General features: G+C 64.8%; 13 protein-coding genes. 2 read left to right on the top strand and 11 right to left on the bottom strand.

Features of this window, described 5'->3' with window-relative positions; genetic code table 11:
- From V3C40_RS02065 to V3C40_RS02015, 11 genes are all read right to left on the bottom strand, one after another.
- The gene (locus tag V3C40_RS02065; protein WP_331776352.1) at window positions 1–474 is read right to left on the bottom strand and encodes a T6SS effector amidase Tae4 family protein; all 474 of its coding nucleotides are present in this window, start codon (window positions 472–474) and stop codon (window positions 1–3) included.
- A 180-nt stretch (window positions 475–654) separates the two neighbouring features.
- Window positions 655–1,887, bottom strand: coding sequence for a PQQ-dependent sugar dehydrogenase (locus V3C40_RS02060; RefSeq protein WP_070304954.1), 1,233 nt, complete (start codon window positions 1,885–1,887; stop codon window positions 655–657).
- A 7-nt stretch (window positions 1,888–1,894) separates the two neighbouring features.
- A complete protein-coding gene (locus V3C40_RS02055) occupies window positions 1,895–2,692 on the bottom strand; it encodes a TatD family hydrolase (protein WP_331776848.1) in 798 nt (265 codons plus the stop codon).
- A 12-nt stretch (window positions 2,693–2,704) separates the two neighbouring features.
- Window positions 2,705–3,430, bottom strand: coding sequence for a lipoprotein-releasing ABC transporter ATP-binding protein LolD (gene lolD, locus V3C40_RS02050; protein ID WP_034788536.1), 726 nt, complete (start codon window positions 3,428–3,430; stop codon window positions 2,705–2,707).
- Between the two features lie 16 nt (window positions 3,431–3,446).
- Complete coding sequence (locus V3C40_RS02045; RefSeq protein ID WP_046682975.1) at window positions 3,447–4,712, bottom strand: lipoprotein-releasing ABC transporter permease subunit; 1,266 nt, start codon at window positions 4,710–4,712, stop codon at window positions 3,447–3,449.
- A gap of 65 nt (window positions 4,713–4,777) precedes the next feature.
- Window positions 4,778–6,055, bottom strand: coding sequence for a lipoprotein-releasing ABC transporter permease subunit (locus V3C40_RS02040; protein WP_331776351.1), 1,278 nt, complete (start codon window positions 6,053–6,055; stop codon window positions 4,778–4,780).
- A 105-nt stretch (window positions 6,056–6,160) separates the two neighbouring features.
- The gene (locus tag V3C40_RS02035; protein ID WP_331776350.1) at window positions 6,161–7,453 is read right to left on the bottom strand and encodes a TolC family protein; all 1,293 of its coding nucleotides are present in this window, start codon (window positions 7,451–7,453) and stop codon (window positions 6,161–6,163) included.
- Window positions 7,453–8,766, bottom strand: coding sequence for an HlyD family type I secretion periplasmic adaptor subunit (locus tag V3C40_RS02030; RefSeq protein ID WP_331776349.1), 1,314 nt, complete (start codon window positions 8,764–8,766; stop codon window positions 7,453–7,455). The genes V3C40_RS02035 and V3C40_RS02030 overlap by 1 nt, the downstream gene beginning before the upstream one ends.
- Complete coding sequence (locus V3C40_RS02025; RefSeq protein ID WP_331776348.1) at window positions 8,763–10,916, bottom strand: type I secretion system permease/ATPase; 2,154 nt, start codon at window positions 10,914–10,916, stop codon at window positions 8,763–8,765. Before V3C40_RS02025 ends, V3C40_RS02030 begins: the two co-directional genes overlap by 4 nt.
- Before the next feature lie 89 nt (window positions 10,917–11,005).
- Window positions 11,006–11,677, bottom strand: a complete 672-nt coding sequence (locus tag V3C40_RS02020; RefSeq protein ID WP_331776347.1) for a PEP-CTERM sorting domain-containing protein — start codon at window positions 11,675–11,677, stop codon at window positions 11,006–11,008.
- Window positions 11,678–11,792: 115 nt separating this feature from the next.
- Window positions 11,793–15,296 carry an SdrD B-like domain-containing protein gene (locus V3C40_RS02015; RefSeq protein ID WP_331776346.1) on the bottom strand — a complete coding sequence of 1,168 codons (3,504 nt, stop codon included), beginning with the start codon at window positions 15,294–15,296 and terminating at the stop codon, window positions 11,793–11,795.
- 391 nt (window positions 15,297–15,687) lie between these two features.
- Between V3C40_RS02015 and V3C40_RS02010 the strand changes: the two genes are divergently transcribed.
- Both V3C40_RS02010 and recJ read left to right on the top strand, forming a co-directional pair.
- A complete protein-coding gene (locus V3C40_RS02010) occupies window positions 15,688–16,746 on the top strand; it encodes a hypothetical protein (RefSeq protein ID WP_331776345.1) in 1,059 nt (352 codons plus the stop codon).
- On the top strand, window positions 16,743–18,443 hold the full coding sequence (gene recJ / locus V3C40_RS02005) for a single-stranded-DNA-specific exonuclease RecJ (protein WP_034755437.1): 1,701 nt from the start codon (window positions 16,743–16,745) through the stop codon (window positions 18,441–18,443). The genes V3C40_RS02010 and recJ overlap by 4 nt, the downstream gene beginning before the upstream one ends.
- Window positions 18,444–18,462 lie beyond the last annotated feature (19 nt).

The following is an 18,462-nucleotide window of genomic DNA, read 5'->3' as shown; positions in this document are numbered from 1 at the left end:
TCAACGAAGTGGCCAGAACCAGACCTCGCCACAATCCCAGTAGCATTCGGTGCCGCACACCTTCATGCCGATGGAGGGCAGCAGGATGTCGATATGCCCACCGGCGCCACCCAGGTAGCCGGGAATGCGGAAGAAGGCGACGAGGCCCTGGCGCTGGCCGATGCCTTCGATGGCCGCATTGGCAGCGAATTTTTCGGGCGCGCCAAACATCGACGGGCTGGCCAGCATGTGCGCGAGCTTGGCCTGTCCCGGTTCGATCAATGCACCCTTGAACGGCCCTCTGCGGATGGCCATGCGGCCCTTGAGCTGGACGCCGGCCTTGATCAGGGCCAGGCTGACGCGGATGGCGCAGGTGTTGGCAAAGCTGTCCTTGCCGATCAAGTCTTCCCAGCCGATTTCGCGGAACAGGGCCGCCTGGTCGACGGCCGCCACGCTCGAGTAATTTTCACGCAGATTGATAAATGCAGGTTTCACGCCAGCCTCCCGTCGTCCCTGGTCGACAGGGAACATCAGGCCGATTGTAGGACGATGCAGCAGCGCCGCACTGAGCGAGGTCAAGCGTAAGCCGACAACACCTGTAACGCCAACAATGATGTCGGATTACGCGCGGCGTTGCCCCGCTAATCCGACCTACACGTACGAGACCGGTGAAAGTTATGGTTTGCCCGGCGCCGCATAATGCAATTTCAGCACCAGCCCATTATGGTCGTCAGCCATATAAATATCGCCGTCCTGCCCCAGCTTCACGTCGACGGGCGCGCCCCTGCCCTGCTTGCCCTTGCGCTCCCAGTTGCTGATCAACTCGACGGACTTGCCCAGCGGCGCACCGGCCTTGTCGGGCAGCAGGGCCACCAGGCGGTGGCCATTGCTGCGGTAGCCGTGGTAGCCGATGATCAGGCTATTCTTGTACAGCGCCGGGAAGCGGCTGGCCGTGTAAAAGGTCATACCCAGCGGCGCGGCGTGGCCTGGCAGCAGGCGCTCGGGCGCCGCATATTGGGCGTCGCAAGCCGTCTTCGGATATTCGGGACTGGCGACATTGTCGTCATAGCAGTACGGCCAGCCGTAGTGCCGGTCGGACTTGATCAGGTTGAGTTCCTCGTGCGGCAGGTTCTCGTCGCTTTTCAACTGCGGCATGGCGGCCTGGATGGCGTCGCGCGAGTTTTCCGCCTGCCACAGCTCGCCCGTCGCAGGGTGAAAAGCCAGTGCCATCGAATTGCGCAAGCCGCGCGCATGCGTGCGCCAGCTCGTCACCGTGCCAGCCGGCCAGGCCATCGTGTATTCGCGGATGGCGCCCAGCGCTTCCAGCCCCTCCGCCGAAGGACAGGCTTTGGCCGGATCGGGCGCCTTGCCGTCGTTCTCGCAATGGTCGGTGCTCGAGCCCACGTTCACGTACAGGTCGCCCTTGGGGCTGAAGCGCATATTCGTCAGCAGGTGCAAACCGAGGCCCGGCAGGCGCGGCGTCTTGGACGTGCCGCCGATCACGTCGGTGAGCTTGCGGGTGGTATCGCGCAGGTCGAAGCGGAAGATGCGCCCTACTTCGCCCACGTAGACCATGCCGTCCGGCCCCTGCACGATGCCGTTCGGGCGATCGAGCTTATCGAGCAGCAGCTTGCGCTCGTAGCCGCCACCGGCCGCCTTGGGCTGCAACAGCCACAATTTACCCTGCTTCGGCGCCCATCCCGTCATGTCGGTGACGAGGATGTCGCCATTCGTCAGCGGCAGCACGCCGCGGGGGAATTTCAGGCCGTCGGCCAACACGGCCACGCAAAAGCCGGCCGGCGTAGCGACGTCGAGACGGGGCAAGCCGTCGCACTGGGCGCCGGTCGCCGCCATAACGGGAGCGAACGCACCGGACAGGCAAGTGGCCAGGATGATCTTGTTATTCATTGTGGTCTCATTCCATCAAAGGTAATCGGGGCATCACGGCGCGCGCGTTGGCGCTGGTGGCAATGGCCACGTCGGCCAATGCCAGGCCGCGCAGCTCGGCCAGCACGGCGCCGATGCGCGGCAATTCTTCGGGGCTGTTGCGGCCAGGGTGCACCCAGGCCGGGGAAATATCGGGCGCGTCCGTCTCCAATACGATGGCGTCCAGGGGCAATTCCGTGGCCATGCGGCGTATCTGCAAGGCGCGCGTAAACGTCATGGCGCCGCCAAACCCCAGCTTGAAACCGAGGTCGATATAGCCCTGCGCCTGCTGGAAGCTGCCATTGAACGCATGGGCGATGCCGCCGTTCGGACGGATCTGGCGCGCGTGCTTGAGGACGATATCCTGCGAGCGGCGCACGTGGGTGAGCACGGGCAGGTCGAAGTCGCGGGCGATTCTCAGCTGCTCGCGCAGGAAGTGTTCCTGCTTGGCGCGCATGGCCGGTTCGCACAGCATGGGAATGAAGAAATCGAGGCCGATTTCGCCGATGGCGACAAAACGCGGGTCATTCATGGCCAGCGCCACGGCCTCGCGCAGCGCGATCAAATCGTCATCCGTAGCGTGCGGCACGTAGATCGGGTGGATGCCCAGCGCATAGCAGGCGTTGGGCGCCGCTGCCGCCAGGTCGCGCACGATGGCGAAATTGGCCCGTTCGACGGCGGGAATGACGATCATGCCCACGCCTTGCTGCTGCGCGCGCGCCGCCACCTGCAGCGATTCGCTGCCGAATTCATGCGCGTCGAGGTGGCAGTGCGTGTCGATCCACAGCATGGCGGCTCCTTAGTATTGGTACGGTTGCAGCCCTTCGTCCGTCAGGCGCAGCACGCGGTCGCAGCGCTTGGCCAGTTCGATATCGTGCGTGACGATGACGAAGGCCGTGCCCAGGGTGCGCGACAGTTCCAGCATCAGGTCGAAAATCTGTTCGGCCGTGGCGTGATCGAGATTGCCCGTCGGTTCATCGGCCAGCACGCAGGCCGGCTGCGTGACGAGGGCGCGGGCCAGGGCCACGCGCTGGCGCTCGCCGCCCGACAATTCACCGGGCGTGTGTGTGACCCGCTTGGCCAGATTCACGCGGGTGAGGATCTGCTGCGCCAGCTCGGTGGCGGGCGCGCGCTTCATGCGCCGTATCATCAGCGGCATGGCGACGTTGTCGAGTGCGGAAAACTCGGGCAGCAGGTGGTGGAACTGGTACACAAAACCCAGCGAGGCATTGCGCAAGTCGCCGCGCGCCTTTTCGCTCAAATTGGCGAAGTCCTTGCCCAGCAAGGTGACCTTGCCGCTGGTGGGCGTATCGAGGCCGCCCAGCAAGTGCAGCAGGGTCGATTTGCCGGAACCGGAGGCGCCGACGATGGCGACGCGTTCGCCGCGGTGCACATCGATATCGATGCCCGCCAGCACCTGCACCTTGTAGCTGCCCTGCGTGAAAGTCTTGCCCAGGCCGCGGCAGGAAAGGACGGCGGAATCGGCGGAAGCGCCGTTGGAGGCAGGTTTGTTCAGATCGGTCATGGTCGTAGTCAGTGGTTTATTCATAGCGCAGGGCTTCCGCAGGTTTCACGCGGGCAGCCCACCAGCTTGGGTACAGGGTCGCCAAAAAGGCGAGGATCACGGCCAGCACGCCGATCTTGGTGACGTCGGGCCAGCGCAGGTCGGACGGCACGGTGCTGATGAAATAGATGTCCTTCGAGAGGAACTGCACGCCCAGCAGGTGCTCGATGAAGGGCACGATGACGTCGATGTTCATGGCCACCAGCACGCCGCCGCCCACACCCAGTATCGTGCCCAAAATGCCCACCAGCGCGCCCTGGATCATGAATATCTTCATGATGGAACGGGGCGAAGCGCCCAGTGTGCGCAGAATCGCGATATCGGCCTGCTTGTCCGTCACCGTCATCACCAGGGTCGATACGAGGTTGAAGGCGGCCACGGCGATGATCAGGGTCAGGATGATGAACATCATGCGTTTTTCCGTCTGCACGGCGGCAAACCAGTTGGCATTCAGCTTGGACCAGTCGCGCAGCCACAGGTCGCCCGGCATGGTTTTTTTCAGCTCCGCCGCCACTTGCGGCGCCTGGTTCATGTCGGCCAGGCGCAGACGCAGGCCCGACGGGCCGTCGAGGCGCAGCAAACGCTGGCCGTCTTCGATATTGATGAAGGCCAGGCCTGCGTCGAATTCATTGTGGCCCGCCTGGAAGATGCCGCTGACGGTAAAGCTGCGCATGCGCGGCAGCACGCCGGCCGGCGTGACCTGGCCCTGCGCCAGCATCAAGGTGACCTTTTCGCCGAGGTTGACGCGCAAAGCGCGCGCCAGCTCGATGCCCAGCACGATATTGAAGGTACCCGGCTGCAGCGCCTTGAAGCTGCCCATGCGCGTCTGGCCGGCCACGTCGGAGACGTTCGGTTCTTCCTCGGGCAGCACGCCGCGCACGATGGCGGGGCGCAGCGCATCGTCGCGCAGCAGCATGCCCTGCGTTTCCACGAACGGCGCGGCGCCCTTCACGGCCGGATTCTTGAACGCTTGCGCAGCTTCCGCGCGCCAGTCCGGCATGCTGCCGCTGTTGTCGAACACTTCCACGTGGGCCAGCACGGACAGCATGCGGTCCGTCACTTCCTTCTGGAAGCCGTTCATCACGGACAGCACGACGATCAGCGCCGCCACACCCAGGCCGATGCCGGCCATGGAAATGAGCGAGATAAAAGAGATAAAACTGTTGCGGCCACTGCGCTTGCCGGCCCGCGTGTAGCGCAGGCCGACCAGCCATTCGAAGGGAAGATTTTTTAACATACTCATTGATTCGTTAATTCTCAGGGGTCTGACCCGCAGGGTCTGACCCCGGCAGTTTGTTGATCAGCCAATTACTCATACCGCAGCGCCTCGGCCGGCTTGACACGCGCGGCGCGCCAGCTCGGGTAGATGGTCGCCACCAGCGCCAGGCCAAAGGCGATCAGGCCGATCTGCGCCACGTCCAGCCAGTGCACGTCCGACGGCACGGCGCTGATCTGGTAGATTTCCTTCGAAATGAAGTGCAGGCCGAAGATGCCTTCGATGAAGGGCACGATGACGCCCACGTTCAGCGCCAGCACGACGCCGCCGATCACGCCCAGCGCACTGCCCAGCAAGCCGACCAGCGCGCCCTGGATCATGAAAATCTTCATGATGGAGAACGGCGAGGCGCCCAAGGTGCGCAGGATCGCAATGTCGGCCTGCTTGTCAGTGACCGACATCACCAGGGTCGAGACGAGGTTGAACGCGGCCACGGCGATGATCATGCTGAGGATGATGAACATCATGTTCTTCTGGCTTTGCACCAGCGCATACCAGCTGGCGCTGGCGCGCGACCAGTCGCGCATCCACAGCTGGCCCGGCATCGACGTCTTGAGTTCACGCGCCACCTGCGGCGCCTTGTTCATGTCGTGCAAACGCAGACGCAGGCCGGACGGGCCATCGAGCTGCAGCAGCTGCTCCGCATCCTGCATGTTGACGAAGGCCAGGCTGCCATCGAGTTCATTGTGGCCCGCCTCGAAGATGCCGGCGACCTTGAGCGCGCGCATGCGCGGCATGACGATGCCATTGGCCGGATCGCCCGCCCTCGGCTCGCGTTCCAGCATCAGGGTGACGTTCTGCCCCACTTTCACATCGAGCGCCTTGGCCAGGTCGATGCCCAGCACGATGTTGTACGAACCTGGCGTGAGATCGTTGAAACTGCCCTGCTTCATCTGGCTCGCCACGCTGGAGACGGTGGCTTCCTGCTGCGGCAGCACCCCGCGCACGACGGACGGGCGCATGGTTTCGTCGTTGAGCAGCATGCCCTGGGTTTCCACGAACGGCGACACGGCCTTCACTTGCGGGTTGGCGTAGGCGGCGCGCTCCTGCGCCTGCCAGTTCGGCATGGAGCCGCTGGTATCGAACACCTCGACGTGGGCCAGCACCGACATCAGCCGGTCCGTGACCTCCTTCTGAAAGCCGTTCATGACGGACAGGACGACGATCAGGGCGGCCACGCCCAGGCCGATGCCGGCCACGGAAATGAGGGAGATGAAGGAAATGAAGCTGTTGCGGCCACTGCGTTTCCCGGCGCGCGTATAGCGCACGCCGACCTGCCACTCGAAGGGAAATTGTTTGATGATGCTCATGCGCTCCCGCGACAACGATGATATGCGAGCGCGCAGTGTGCCACATAATGGGCATTTCATGCATCAAGTCTGCGTGATCCATGTGTGAAACCGCGCACGCCGGCCCTATTTTGCCTCCTGCGCCAGGCCGAACACGGCCAGCAGCCGCCCTGCCAGCGCGTACTGGCGCATCTGCGCCACGGTCAGACGGTGCAGCTGGTCGCTGCGCCGCTGCTGTATCGTGAAATAGCTGTCGCGCGTCTGGATGACCTGCTGCAGGTTGCGCCGGCCCGCCTCATACTGGATGGTCCCGCCGCGCACGACGAAGGCCATCTTCTTTTCCTGTTCGTCGAGCAGGGCCAGGGTACGCTGCGCATTGGCGATGCGCGGCAGCATGCTGGCCAGGTCGGCGCGCGTGCCCTGCTCGGCGCGCGCCACGTCCGCCTCGGCCGCCTGGGCGCGGCTGATGCTCTCGTCGCGCTGCGCCAGGCTACCGCCGCCCAGCGGGAATTCCCAGGAAACGCCCACCGACCAGCCCCGCTGCTGGATGGTCGACGGCGGCGGCGTGGTCTTGTTATTGAGCAGATGGCTGACATTCAGGTCGATTTTCGGGGCCAAGGTGGCAGCCACGCCACGCACGCGCAGCTGGGCCGCCGCCGCCCGCTCGCGCGCGGCGCGCAACTGCGCGTGCTGCGTATCAGCATTCTCCAGGGCCTGCGCCGGCAGCGGCGCAAAGGCAAAATCGGCAAACTGCGCCACCGGTTCGAAGGCCAGCGCTTCGAGCTTGATGCGCGCCGCCTGCTGGTCCGTCAGCAAACCGTCGTGCACCAGTTCCGCGTCCAGCTGCGAACTTTGCGCCAATTCGCGGTCCACTTCCGACGCTTTGCCCAGTTCCGCCTGGCGCGTCACCTGCCGCACCAGCAGTGTCACGTCACGCAGGCGTTCCTGCGACTGCAGCAGGCTGCGTTCCAGGCGCTGCATGTCGAAATACGCTTCGGCCAGCTTTTCCGCGCTGTCCGCGCGTGCCCGTTCCACGTCGAAGGCGGCGCCCACCATCTCGCGCTCAGCCGCATCGAGTTCGGCGCGGTCGGCGCCGCCGTTGTAGACATTCCAGCGCACGCTCGCTTCCACCTGGTGCGTGCGGCGTTCCACGTCCAGGGTGCCGTCGAGGTCATTGCTGCGGCCCCGCGTCGCCTGCAGCGCCGCCGTCGGGAACAAACGCGAGCGGGCCTGCTTGTAGCGCGCTTCGGCGGTGGCCAGCGCCGCCTGCGCCGCGATCACCTGCGGATCGCGCGGCACGGCGCGGGCCAGCAAGGCCGGCAAGCCGCGCACGGACTGCGCCTGGAAAGCGGCCGGTGGCGCTGGTTGGGCGGCCGCGTTTGCGCAGGCGAATGCCATGAAAAGTAAAAAAGCACGCATCACCGCTCCTGCAGGGAAGACTGCAAGCCGCGCAGCACGGGCTTGAACACATATTGCAGCACCGAGCGGCGCCCCGTCAGGATGCCCACGTCGACGGGCATGCCGGGCGTAATCGGCAGCACCTTGCCGTGCGCCGTCAGCTGGCTGCGGTCGGTACTCAGCTGTACCTCGAAATACGGCTCGTTGCGTTCATCAGGAATCGCGTCGGCCCCCACGCGCACCACCTGCGCCTGCATGCGTCCATACGTGGTGGCGTCATACGCCAGCACATTGGCCGACGCGCGCTGCCCCACGTGGATAAAACCGATGTCCGACGGCTTGACGCGCACGGAGATCAGCATTTCCGAATCGGCGGGCACGATTTCCAGGATAGGTTTGCCCGGCTGCGCCACGCCGCCGACAGTTGCCACCAGTACGCGGTTGACGACGCCGTCGACGGGCGCCGTCACGTCGCGCCGGCTCACCTGGTCTTGCTGGCCCTTGACGGTGCTGGCCAGGGCGCCGGCCTTGGTTTCGTATTCGCTGCGCTGGGCGCCCCACTGGCCGCGCATGCGCGCTTCCACTTCGCCCGCCTGGGCCTGCGCCTCGGCCAGGGTGGCCGCCAGACGCGGCACGGACGCGCGCAGACTGTCGAGTTCCGTGCGCTGCTGCTGCACGCGCTGCTGCGCATTCAGGTAGTCGCCGCGCGAACCGGCGCCCTCCTTGAACAAACGCTCTTCGATCGACAGGCTTTCCAGGGCGATTTTGAGGCCCGTATCGAGTTGGGCGATGCGGCTGTGCGCCTCGGCCAGCTCGCCGCGCCGGCGCGTCACGCCTTCGTGCGCGGCCGCCGTGGCCGACGCGAATTCGCGCTGGCCGTCGCGCCACAACTGCGTTTCCTTGGCGATCAGCTCGGGCGCTTCCTGCTGCCATTCCGGCGCAAACCGGGGCCTACCGCCGGACAGCAGCGCGTCGAGGCGCGCCCTGCCCGCCAGCGCGGCCAGGCGATTCTGCACGCTGGCGCCCAGGTTGGCCTCGTACTGTGCCGTGTCCAGGCGCAGCAGCAAGTCGCCGCGCCGCACGCGCTGGCCCGGTTTCACCAGCATTTCGCGCACGATGCCCCCTTCCAGGCTTTGCACTTCCTGCAGATGCGACGGCGGCGTGATGGCGCCACGGCCATTCACGGACACGTCGAGCTGGGCGAAGGTGGCCCAGGCCAGGGTCAACACCAGCAGCACGGCGATCAGCGCCAGCATGCACAGAACAATGCGCTGCGGTTCGCGTTCCGGGTCCGGGTGGGCTGTTGGCAGCGGTCGGGCGTTCAGGGCGCTCATGCCGCCACTCCCTGTTCCGCCGCAGGCCTGGCCGCCTGGCTGTTCAACACGCGCATGACCTCATCGCGCGGGCCGTCGGCCACGATGCGTCCCTTGTCAAAGACGATCAGGCGGTCGACCAGCGCCAGCATGGCCATGCGGTGGGTGACCAGCACGATGGTCGTGTCTTTCAAGGTGCGCAGCCGGCCGATCAAGCGCTGCTCGGTGGCCGGGTCGAACATGCTGCTCGGTTCATCGAGCAGCAGCATCGGCGGTTTCGCGAGCAAGGCGCGGGCCATGGCCACGGCTTGCCGCTGGCCGCCGGACAGGCGTTCGCCCCGCTCGCCCACTTCCGTCGCCACGCCGTTGGGCAGCTGGGTAATGATGTCGTCGAGGCAGGCCAGGCGGATGGCGTCGAGCAGGCCCGCGTCGTCGGGCTGGCTGCGTCCCAGTTCGATGTTTTCGCGCAGGGTGCCGTGGAACAGGGTCACGTCCTGCGGCACATAGCCGATCTGGCGGCGCAGGCTCAAAGGTTCGAGCTGTGTGCTCGCCAGGTCGTCGAACAGCACGCTGCCGCTTTGCGGCCCGTACTGGTTCAACAGCAGGCGCAGCAAGGTGCTCTTGCCGGAACCGAGCTTGCCGATCACGCCGACCCGTTCGCCGGGGCGGATGTGCAGGTTGAGTTTATCGAGCAGCGGCGGCGAATTCGGGTAGGCAAAGCCCACGTCGCGAAACTCGATGCGCCCGGACAGGGGCGGCGCCTGCAGGCTGGCCGCGTCGTCATCGGTCGGCGCTTCCATGATTTTATTCAGAGCGTGGTAGGACAATTTGGTCTGCTCCCAGCGCATGATCAGGCCCGCGATCTGGCTCACGGGCGCCAGCGCGCGGCCTGTCAGCATGCTCACGGCGATGATCTGGCCCAGGGTCAGCAGGTGTTCGCCCATCAGCAAGGCGCCCGTGGCCACCACGGCCACGCCGGACAGGGCCAGCACGGCCGTGTTGATGTAATTGACGCGGCTGACGATTTCGCGCGTCTCGACGCTGTTGGCGGCGATGGCCACCGTCAGGCTCTCCCATTTGCGCCGGCTCCACGCTTCGGCGCCCAGCGCCTTGATGGTGTCGAGGCCATTCATGGTTTCAAACAGGTGCGCCGTGCGCTGCGCGCTTTCCTGCATCGAGGCGGCCACGTGGCGCGCCAGGGCCGCGCGCGAAGCAAAGGCCACCAGCAGCAAAATCGGGATGACGGCCAGGGGCACGAGCACGAGCCAGCCGCCCACCAGGGCGATCACCAGCAGGAACAGCAGCAGGAACGGCAAGTCGCCCAGGGTCGTCAGGGTGGTCGAAGCAAAGAATTCGCGCACGGATTCGAAATCGCGCACGGTATTGGCCAGGGTGCCGCCAGAGGCCGGCCGGCTGGCCGCGCGCAGGCGCAAACACTGGGCAAAGATGTTCGACGACAGCGCCACGTCCATGCGGCGCGACGCCGTTTCCACCAGTTCGCCGCGCAACAGGCGCAGGGCCAGCTCGAAACCCGTCAGCACCACGACGGCGATCGTCAGCACCCACAGGCTGGACGTGGCATTGTTCGGGATCACGCGATCGTACACGGCCATCGCATAGAACGGCACCAGCGCGCCGATGATATTGAGCACCAGGGTGCCCAGCAAGGCCCAGCGGAAGACCCAGCGGTTGCGGTTGAAGACATCCCAGAACCAGCGCCCCGCCACCGGCATGCTGTAGAGCAGGCTGCGCTGGTCGAAAAACAGTACGGGCCGCACGGCCACCCAGCGTGCATCGGGCACTTCCTGCACCAGCGCGGCCGCGTCCAGCCAGGCGCTGCCGTCGATGCCGGGCACGTGGCATTCGTATTTGCCGTCAGCAATAGTCAGCACCACCAGCGCCTGCCCTTCCCCGTTGAGCAGCAAGGCCGGCATTTCCGTAGCGCGGCGCGGCTTGTCTGCAGGCAACGCTGTGCCGGCCAGGGTGGCTTGCGCCAGCGCCTGGTCGAGGAAATCGGCGGCGGCCGCTTCACCATGCGCGGTCACGCTGGCGCGCAGGCGCTCGGCCTGCACGGCCACGCCGAAAAAGCGCGCGAGGAAGACGATGGCGTCGGCGATGGTATCGGTGGACGCGCCGGCGGACGCGATGGAAGTATCGGGGGGTGGGGTCATGATGGATTCACAATAAAACGCTGCGGCGGGCCGGTCGGGCGCGCCGCAGCGGGAACGCTATCGCTTGCGCGATGAGCGATGAGTAATAATTAAATCAGCGCGGAAGCGCCCTTGCGGCGGCGCGCCATGAAGCCCAGCAGGCCCAGGCCCGCGACCAGCATGGCCCAGGTTTGCGCTTCCGGCACTGGCGACACGGAAAGCAGGGTTTGCGAAGCCGGGTTGACGCTGCTCAAGCTCGTATAGTTGTACAGGTTCTGGATGGCGCCATTGCCCGTGGCCACGCCCAGCATGGTGTTGGCCTGGCTGACGACGGCATTGCTCAGGCTTTTGAAGCGCAGGTCGCCCGTCAGCAGGTTCGTGTTGTCATTATTCAATTCCCACAGGGCCAGCTGGAAGGCAGCGGCGCTGTTGGCGCTGGTCGACACACTGGAGACGGACGAGGCGTAATAGCCTTCATACAGGCGTTTGACGGCATCGCTGGCGGCGAAGACGCCGCTGCTGTAGCTGTTCGAATTGTTGCTCAGTGCGACATGGGGATCGAGGCAAAACGCCAGGAAGGTGTTGCTGTCGTATTTGACTTCCCACAAGGTCGGCGAGATGGCGCTGCCCGAGCCGAAGGCGCCGCCGGTAGCCGTAAACAGGCTGACGCTGTGCGAATCGACGACTTGCAGGTTGGAGGCGGCCAGGGCGCTGCCGCTGGCCAGGGCGAACGTGGCGGCGGCGATGGCGCCGCGGACGAACAGGTGCATGGATTGTTTCATATTGGTTTCCCTATTTCTATTATCAAGTGTGGAAAAAGCGTGGAAAGCGCCGGCGCCCCGTGACGGGTGCGCCGGTGCGGCATTGCCGGGCAGGATTACGGGCCGGCAAGGGACATCAGGCAGCCATTTCCTGGGGCTGGACATTCGCGTGGGCCATGGCGCGGCGCAAGAGGTCGGCCATCTCGCACTGGGCCTGGGCTTCGGCAGCCGGGGCAGCCTGGGCGGCAGCGACCGTGTTGACCGTGCCGTCCTGGCCCAGCACCACATCGAGCGTGCTGTCGTCGCGCAGCAGGTCAGCCATGCTCGGCAAGGTCACGCCGGCGGCGGCCGCATCCTTGGCATCGACGTTGAAATACACATCCGTCATGTCGACCGTCTTGCCGTCGGCCAGGGTGGCGCTGCTGCGCTCGAGGTGCAGATTGCTGTTGGCGTCGAGGAAAGGCAGTTCCGTGTAGCTGACCGTCAGGCTGGCCACGCCGGCGTCGTGCAAGGACATCAGCTCGCCATCGTCCGTCACGCCGTTGCTGTTGGCGTCGCGCCAGATGCGCAGTTCCGCAAACTTGTCATCGTGCGCATCGACCACGCCGTCGCCGTTCGAGTCATGGCTGGACAGCTTGGCAAAGCCCGTGCCCTTCTCGTTGCCGCCGAACAGTTCGGAGATGTTGTCGATCTTGCCATTGCAATTGCTGTCGATGGCCAGCAAGCCGTCCTGGGCCGAGACCCAGCCCGTCTGGATCGCGCTGCCCGTGCCCAGCAAGTCGAAGCTGCCATGGAAGTCGGCGCGGGCGATCGTGTGCACGCCGTCACCGTTGAGGTCGATGACGATGGGCGTGATGGCCGCATCCCAGCTCATGTCGTTCTGGCCCGACGCCAGTTTCAGGATGTCCGTGTAGACCACGTTGCCCGTCGTGCCATTGCTGTTGACGTCCGAATCGATGTTATCGTTCGTGCCCACGTTCTTCGCGCCCCAGCGCCACGTATCCATGGCGTAGCCCGCGTGGTACACGCCCGACTTGTCGAATTTGAGCGAATAGCTGCCCGGATCGAGGTTGCTGAACAGGTAGTTGCCGTAGGCATTCGTGTAGGTGGTGGCCAGCAGCACGCCGCTGCCCGAGTACAGCTGCACCTTGATGTTGGCGATGCCCGCCTCGTTGTAGTCCTGCACGCCGTCATGGTCGGCGTCGCGCCACACCTTGTCGCCCAGGCTGGCCTTGCGGTAGATGCCAGCATCCCAGCTCATGTCGTTCTGGCCTGCGGCCAGGTTGATCAGGCCCGAGCGCCCCGTGCTGACATCGACGTCGGAATCGGCCGTGTCAACGCCCACATTGGCCTTGGTGTAGTAAAAGCCCGATGGACGGATGACTTCCACCTTGTAGCTGCCGGCCGCCAGTTCGCTGAACAAGTAATTGCCGCTGGCATTCGTCGTCGTCGTGGCGATGACCTGGTTGTACGCATTGAGCAGGTTGACTTTCACCCCCGCCACGCCCAGTTCGCCCGCCTCCTGCACGCCGTTGTAGTTCTTGTCTTCCCATACGCGGTCGCCGATGGATGCCGTGTTCAGTTTCACCAGGCCCGCATCCCAGTCCAGCTGCACGTCGCCCGACTTCAGGGTGGTCCACGTGGTGGTGAAGCCGGTGGCCGGATTAACGTCCGAATCGGTGGCGTAACCGCCGATATCGGCCTTGGTGAAGCCGTAGCCGGCCGGCGGCACGAAGCCCAGATAGTAATTGCCTGGCACCAGGTTGCTGAACAGATAATTGCCGCTGGCATCCGTGGTGGCGCTGGCCACGACGGCACCTTGCGCGTTGTACAGGTTGACTTTCACCCCACAAACGCCCGCCTCGCCCGCATCCTGCGTGCCGTTGCCGTTCGCGTCGAACCACACGCGGTCGCCGATGGACGCCGTCTTGTACAGGCCGGCATCGAGATCCCTGTAGTTCTGGCCGGCGGCCACCGTCACCTGGCCGCTGTTGCCCAGCGTATTGATGTCGCTGTCGAGCGCATCGTTGCCGCCCGCGTCCTTGACCGTCGTCAGATAGCCGGCTGGGGCGACGACGGCGATCGAATACGTGCCAGGATCGACATTGAAGTTGTAATAGCCGGTGGCGTCCGTCAAGGTCGAACCGATCACGCTGCCGGCCGCGTTTTTCAGCTGCACGGTGACGCCGACTATGCCGGACTCGCCCGCATCCTGGATGCCGTTCGCGTTGCTGTCGTGCCAGACCCGATCGCCCAGGGTGGCTGGCAAGGCGACGATGCCGGCGTCCACGCTGTGATTGCTGTCGCCCGAGGCCAGCAGCACTTGGGCCGTGCGGCCGTCGGCATTGGCGTCCGAGTCACGCTGACCGTCGCCGCCCTGGTCCTGGCCCGTGAAGGCGTAGCCGGATGGCAAGGTGGTTTTGTCGAACTGCACGCTGTAAGCGCCTGGTTTCAGGTTCGTGAACAGATAGTTGCCATTTGCGTCCGTGATGAGCGGGCTGCCGACGGCGTTGCCCGACGCATCGAGCAAGGTCACTTTCACGCCTGCGGCGCCCGCTTCACCCGCATCCTGCACGCCATTCTTGTTCGTATCGAACCAGACGCGGTCGCCCAGCTCGGCCGTGCGGTACAGGCCCGCATCGAGGGTCAAATTGGTCTCGCCCGGCGCCAGGGTGACGGGCGCCATCTTGCCGGCCGCATCGATATTGCTGTCCTTGGCCGTGTCGCCGCCCTGGTTCGCCGCCGTCGGCACGTAGCCGGCGGGCGCCACCACGGTCACTGAATAGGTACCGGGATTGACGTCGAAGTGGTAGCCGCCGCTGGCGTCCGTCGTGGTGGAGGCCACCACATTGCCGGCCGTATCCTTCAGTTGCACGACGACATTGGCGATGCCCGCCTCGCCCGCGTCTTGCACGCCGTTGGCGTTCTTGTCTTCCCACACGAAGTCGCCAAGGTGGGCCATCGGCACCTTGAAGGTCAGGTAATGGGGCGCCAGGCTCAGGTCTTGCGCATTGCAGCCGTCCATGCCGCCATCATCGCGCACCTTGAAACCGAGGTCGAAGTCGCCGGCCACGGTCTGGCTGGGCACGAAGACCAGGTGGCCCGCGCGGATATCGTCGATGGAGACCTCCGTGCCCACCGCCACGGCCACGCCGTTGAGCAAGACCTGGCCCGCCGTGGTGGTATTCGTGATGACGATGGACTTGAAGCCATCGTGCTCGACGTCGTCGTGGAAGCCGAAATCGCTTTCGCTCAGCACGACGCTGGCACCGTCGGCCAGAGTGAAGGTCTTGTCGGCCGCATCGGGCGCATCATTGACGGGATCGATGATGACTTGCAGGCTCAGCTGGACGATATCGCCATTGCCCTTGTCGATCGTCACCTGGATGGTCGAGAAGCTGCCATTGTAGTTGGCGGCCCAGTCGCCGGGACGCACGTACACGGTGTCCGCGTCAAGCATGCCGAACAGCGGCGTGTTCTCCGTCGATTCCGTATCGTCCGGCAACAAAACCGTGAAATTCTTGATATTCAGTTCGCCTTGCACCGAGTAGCCGGCCTGGATCAGCAGGTCGCGGATATCGAAATTCTTGTTGATGTCTTCGCAGACGTGGACCGTGGTCGACAGGTTGTAGGTAGTCATGCGGCCTCCTGACGGCATGCCACGGCGGCGGCAGGAGCGGAAATACGGAGGGCCAGGGCGCGATCAGCCTGGCCGTGCAAAGCGGCGAATGTATACATAGGTGGGCTTCCAAGAAGGGACTTGTTTAAAAATGAAGCCGGCAGATCTTGTATACAGTTTCGAGGGACACAGGAGCCAGACGACGCAACCACGCAGCAGGGGGTGATTGTCTTTCTAATATTTAAGTTGTCGCAATTATATCCACTATATTTTCAAAAGCAAATTAATTTCCATCAATATCAATAAAATTTTTATAATTTTTTCGCATTTCCGGCGCGTCCGGTGTTGCCATCACGGCCCTGAAAATAGATGCGCCTTCTCGGCCCCCACCACAATCGCCTACAATCTCGGGATGAATCAACTTACCCTCGTCCTGCCCTTCGCCTTGCCCACTGCCGAACTGGCTGCCGACCTGCTCAAGGTCTTGCAGGCGCCCGCGCTGGCGGCACTGCTGTCGCGCACATCCACTTGCAATTTAGAAAATTTTGACAACGCCAACCGCCTGCTGCCGCACGAAGCGTGGCTGGCGCACGCCTTGACCCTGTCGCCCGCGCCCAACGGCGAGGCGGCGCAATCGGCTTTTGCCGCCCAGTCCATGCGCGGCTACGGCCTCGTGCCGGAACCGGGCGCGCGCTACTTCCTGCTGCATCCAGCCCACCTGGCCATCGCCCGCAGCCATATCAGCCTGGAAGACTTGCGCCAGCTCAAGCTGAGCGAGGCCGATGGCCGCGCCCTGTTCGACATTGCGGCTCCGTATTTCGACGAGATCGGCCAGCCCCTCGCGTATGGCGACGCGGGCACCTGGTTCATGCGCGCCGACGCCTGGTCCGACTTGCAGTGCGCCACGCCTGACGCCGCCACCACGCAAGACTTGTCCGTGTGGATGCCCGAAGGCGAGCACGCGCGCGCCGCGCGCCGCCTGCAAAATGAAGTGCAGATGCTGTGGCATGAACATCCCGTCAATGCGGCGCGCGAGGAGCGGGGCTTGAAAGCCATCAACTCCTTCTGGATCTGGGGCGGCAGCCTGGCCACGGCGGCATCTGCATCGGCGCGCTGCGCGGCCAGCCTGCATACGCAGGACGCACCGGGCTGGCTGGCCGCGCTGGCGGAACCGGCGCAGCGCGATGCCAGTCCAAACAGTGTGCTGGCCAGCACACAGGACGCAATCGTCGTGCTCGGCGGCCTGACCGAAGCGGCGCAGGCCCAGGAATGGGGCATGTGGCTGCAGCAGTTGCAAGCGCTGGAAGCGGACTGGTTCGCGCCCCTGCTGGCGGCCCTCAAGGATGGCCGCCTGGGCCAGTTGCGCCTGGTGCTGAGCCACCGCGACGCCTGGCTGGACTGCACCACCAGCAAGAACGCGCAGCGCAAATTCTGGCGCGCGATTACCCTGAACAAGTTGAAAGCATCATGACCCGTACCCGCATCGCCACCCGTCCCTGTCCCTACCGCGAATCCGAATTGCTGCGCCAGGGCGGCATCCACCCCGTGCTGGCCCGCTTGTACGCGTCGCGCGGCCTGTCCGACGCGAAAGAACTCTCGATCGAGCCGAAAGACTTGATACCGCCGTCCGGCTTGCTGCACATCGGCGCGGCCGGTGTCTTCCTGGCCGACGCGATTGCCGCCAAGAAGCGCATGGTCATCGTCGCCGACTACGATTGCGACGGCGCCACCGCCTGCGCCGTGGCCATACGCGGCTTGCGCGCCATGGGCGCCGACGTCGACTTCATCGTGCCCAACCGCTTTGAGTATGGCTATGGCCTGACGCCGGAAATCGTCGAACTGACGGCGCGCGAAAAGTCGCCCGACATCATCATCACCGTCGACAACGGCATCGCCAGCATCGACGGCGTGGCCGAAGCGAACCGGCGCGGCATCCAGGTGGTCGTCACCGACCACCATTTGCCGGCCGACACCCTGCCCGACGCGGCCGTCATCGTCAACCCGAACCAGCCCGCCTGCGGTTTCCCTTCCAAGCATCTGGCGGGCGTGGGGGTCGTGTTCTACGTCTTGCTGGCCCTGCGCGCGGAAATGCGCCGGCGCGGCCTCTTTGATGCGCAAACGCAACCCAAGCTCGACAACCTGCTCGACCTGGTGGCGCTGGGCACGGTGGCCGACGTCGTGCGCCTCGATACCAACAACCGCATCCTCGTCGCGCAAGGTCTCAAACGCATGCGCAAGGGCCATATGCACGCGGGCGTGGCGGCCCTGTTCCGCGTGGCGGGCCGCGAAGCGCGCAGCGCCACGCCGTTCGACCTGGGCTTTGCCCTGGGACCGCGCCTGAATGCGGCCGGCCGCTTGCAAGACATGTCGCTGGGCATCGAATGCCTGGTCACGGACGACGAAGGCCGCGCCTGGGCGCTGGCGCAGCAATTGAACGACATCAATCTGAAGCGCCGCGAGATCGAAGCGGAAATGCAGGATACGGCCCTGCTGCACCTCGACGCTTTCGAGCCGGCCAACAGCAGCACCATCAGCGTCTTCGATGAATCATGGCACCAGGGCGTGATCGGCATCGTGGCCTCGCGCCTGAAGGAAAAGTTCTACCGCCCGACCATCACGTTTGCGCCGGGCGCGGACGGCTGGATCAAGGGCTCCGGACGCTCGATTCCCGGCTTCCACTTGCGCGACGCGCTCGACCTCGTGTCGAAACGGGCGCCGAGCCTGATCGACAAGTTCGGCGGCCACGCCATGGCGGCGGGCTTGACCATCCGCGCCGACGCCTTCGACGCGTTTTCCAAGGCCTTCGAAGCCGTGGGCCAGGCCTGGCTGAGCCAGCAACAGCTGGAACGGGTGGTGGAAACGGACGGCCCGCTGGAAGACGCCTATTACACGACGGCCTTCATCGAGCTGATGGATGGCCAGGTGTGGGGCCAGGGCTTCGCCCCGCCCGTCTTCTGCGACGAATTCCGCGTCGTCAGCCAGCGCATCCTCAAAGAGCGCCATCTGAAACTGCTGCTGGAAAAGAACGGCGTGCGTTTTGACGCCATCTGGTTCGGGCATACGGATGCCTTGGGCGAACGCACGAGGGTCGCGTTCAGACTCGATGCGAATGAATACAATGGCACGACAAAAGTGCAATTGATGGTGGAGCATGCGGAGCCTGTCTGATGGCACCTGAAAGCAACAC

The sequence above is a fragment of the Janthinobacterium sp. LS2A genome, assembly GCF_036543145.1.
Lineage (GTDB): Bacteria > Pseudomonadota > Gammaproteobacteria > Burkholderiales > Burkholderiaceae_D > Janthinobacterium > Janthinobacterium aestuarii.
This window is presented reverse-complemented; position numbering and strand designations above follow the sequence as displayed.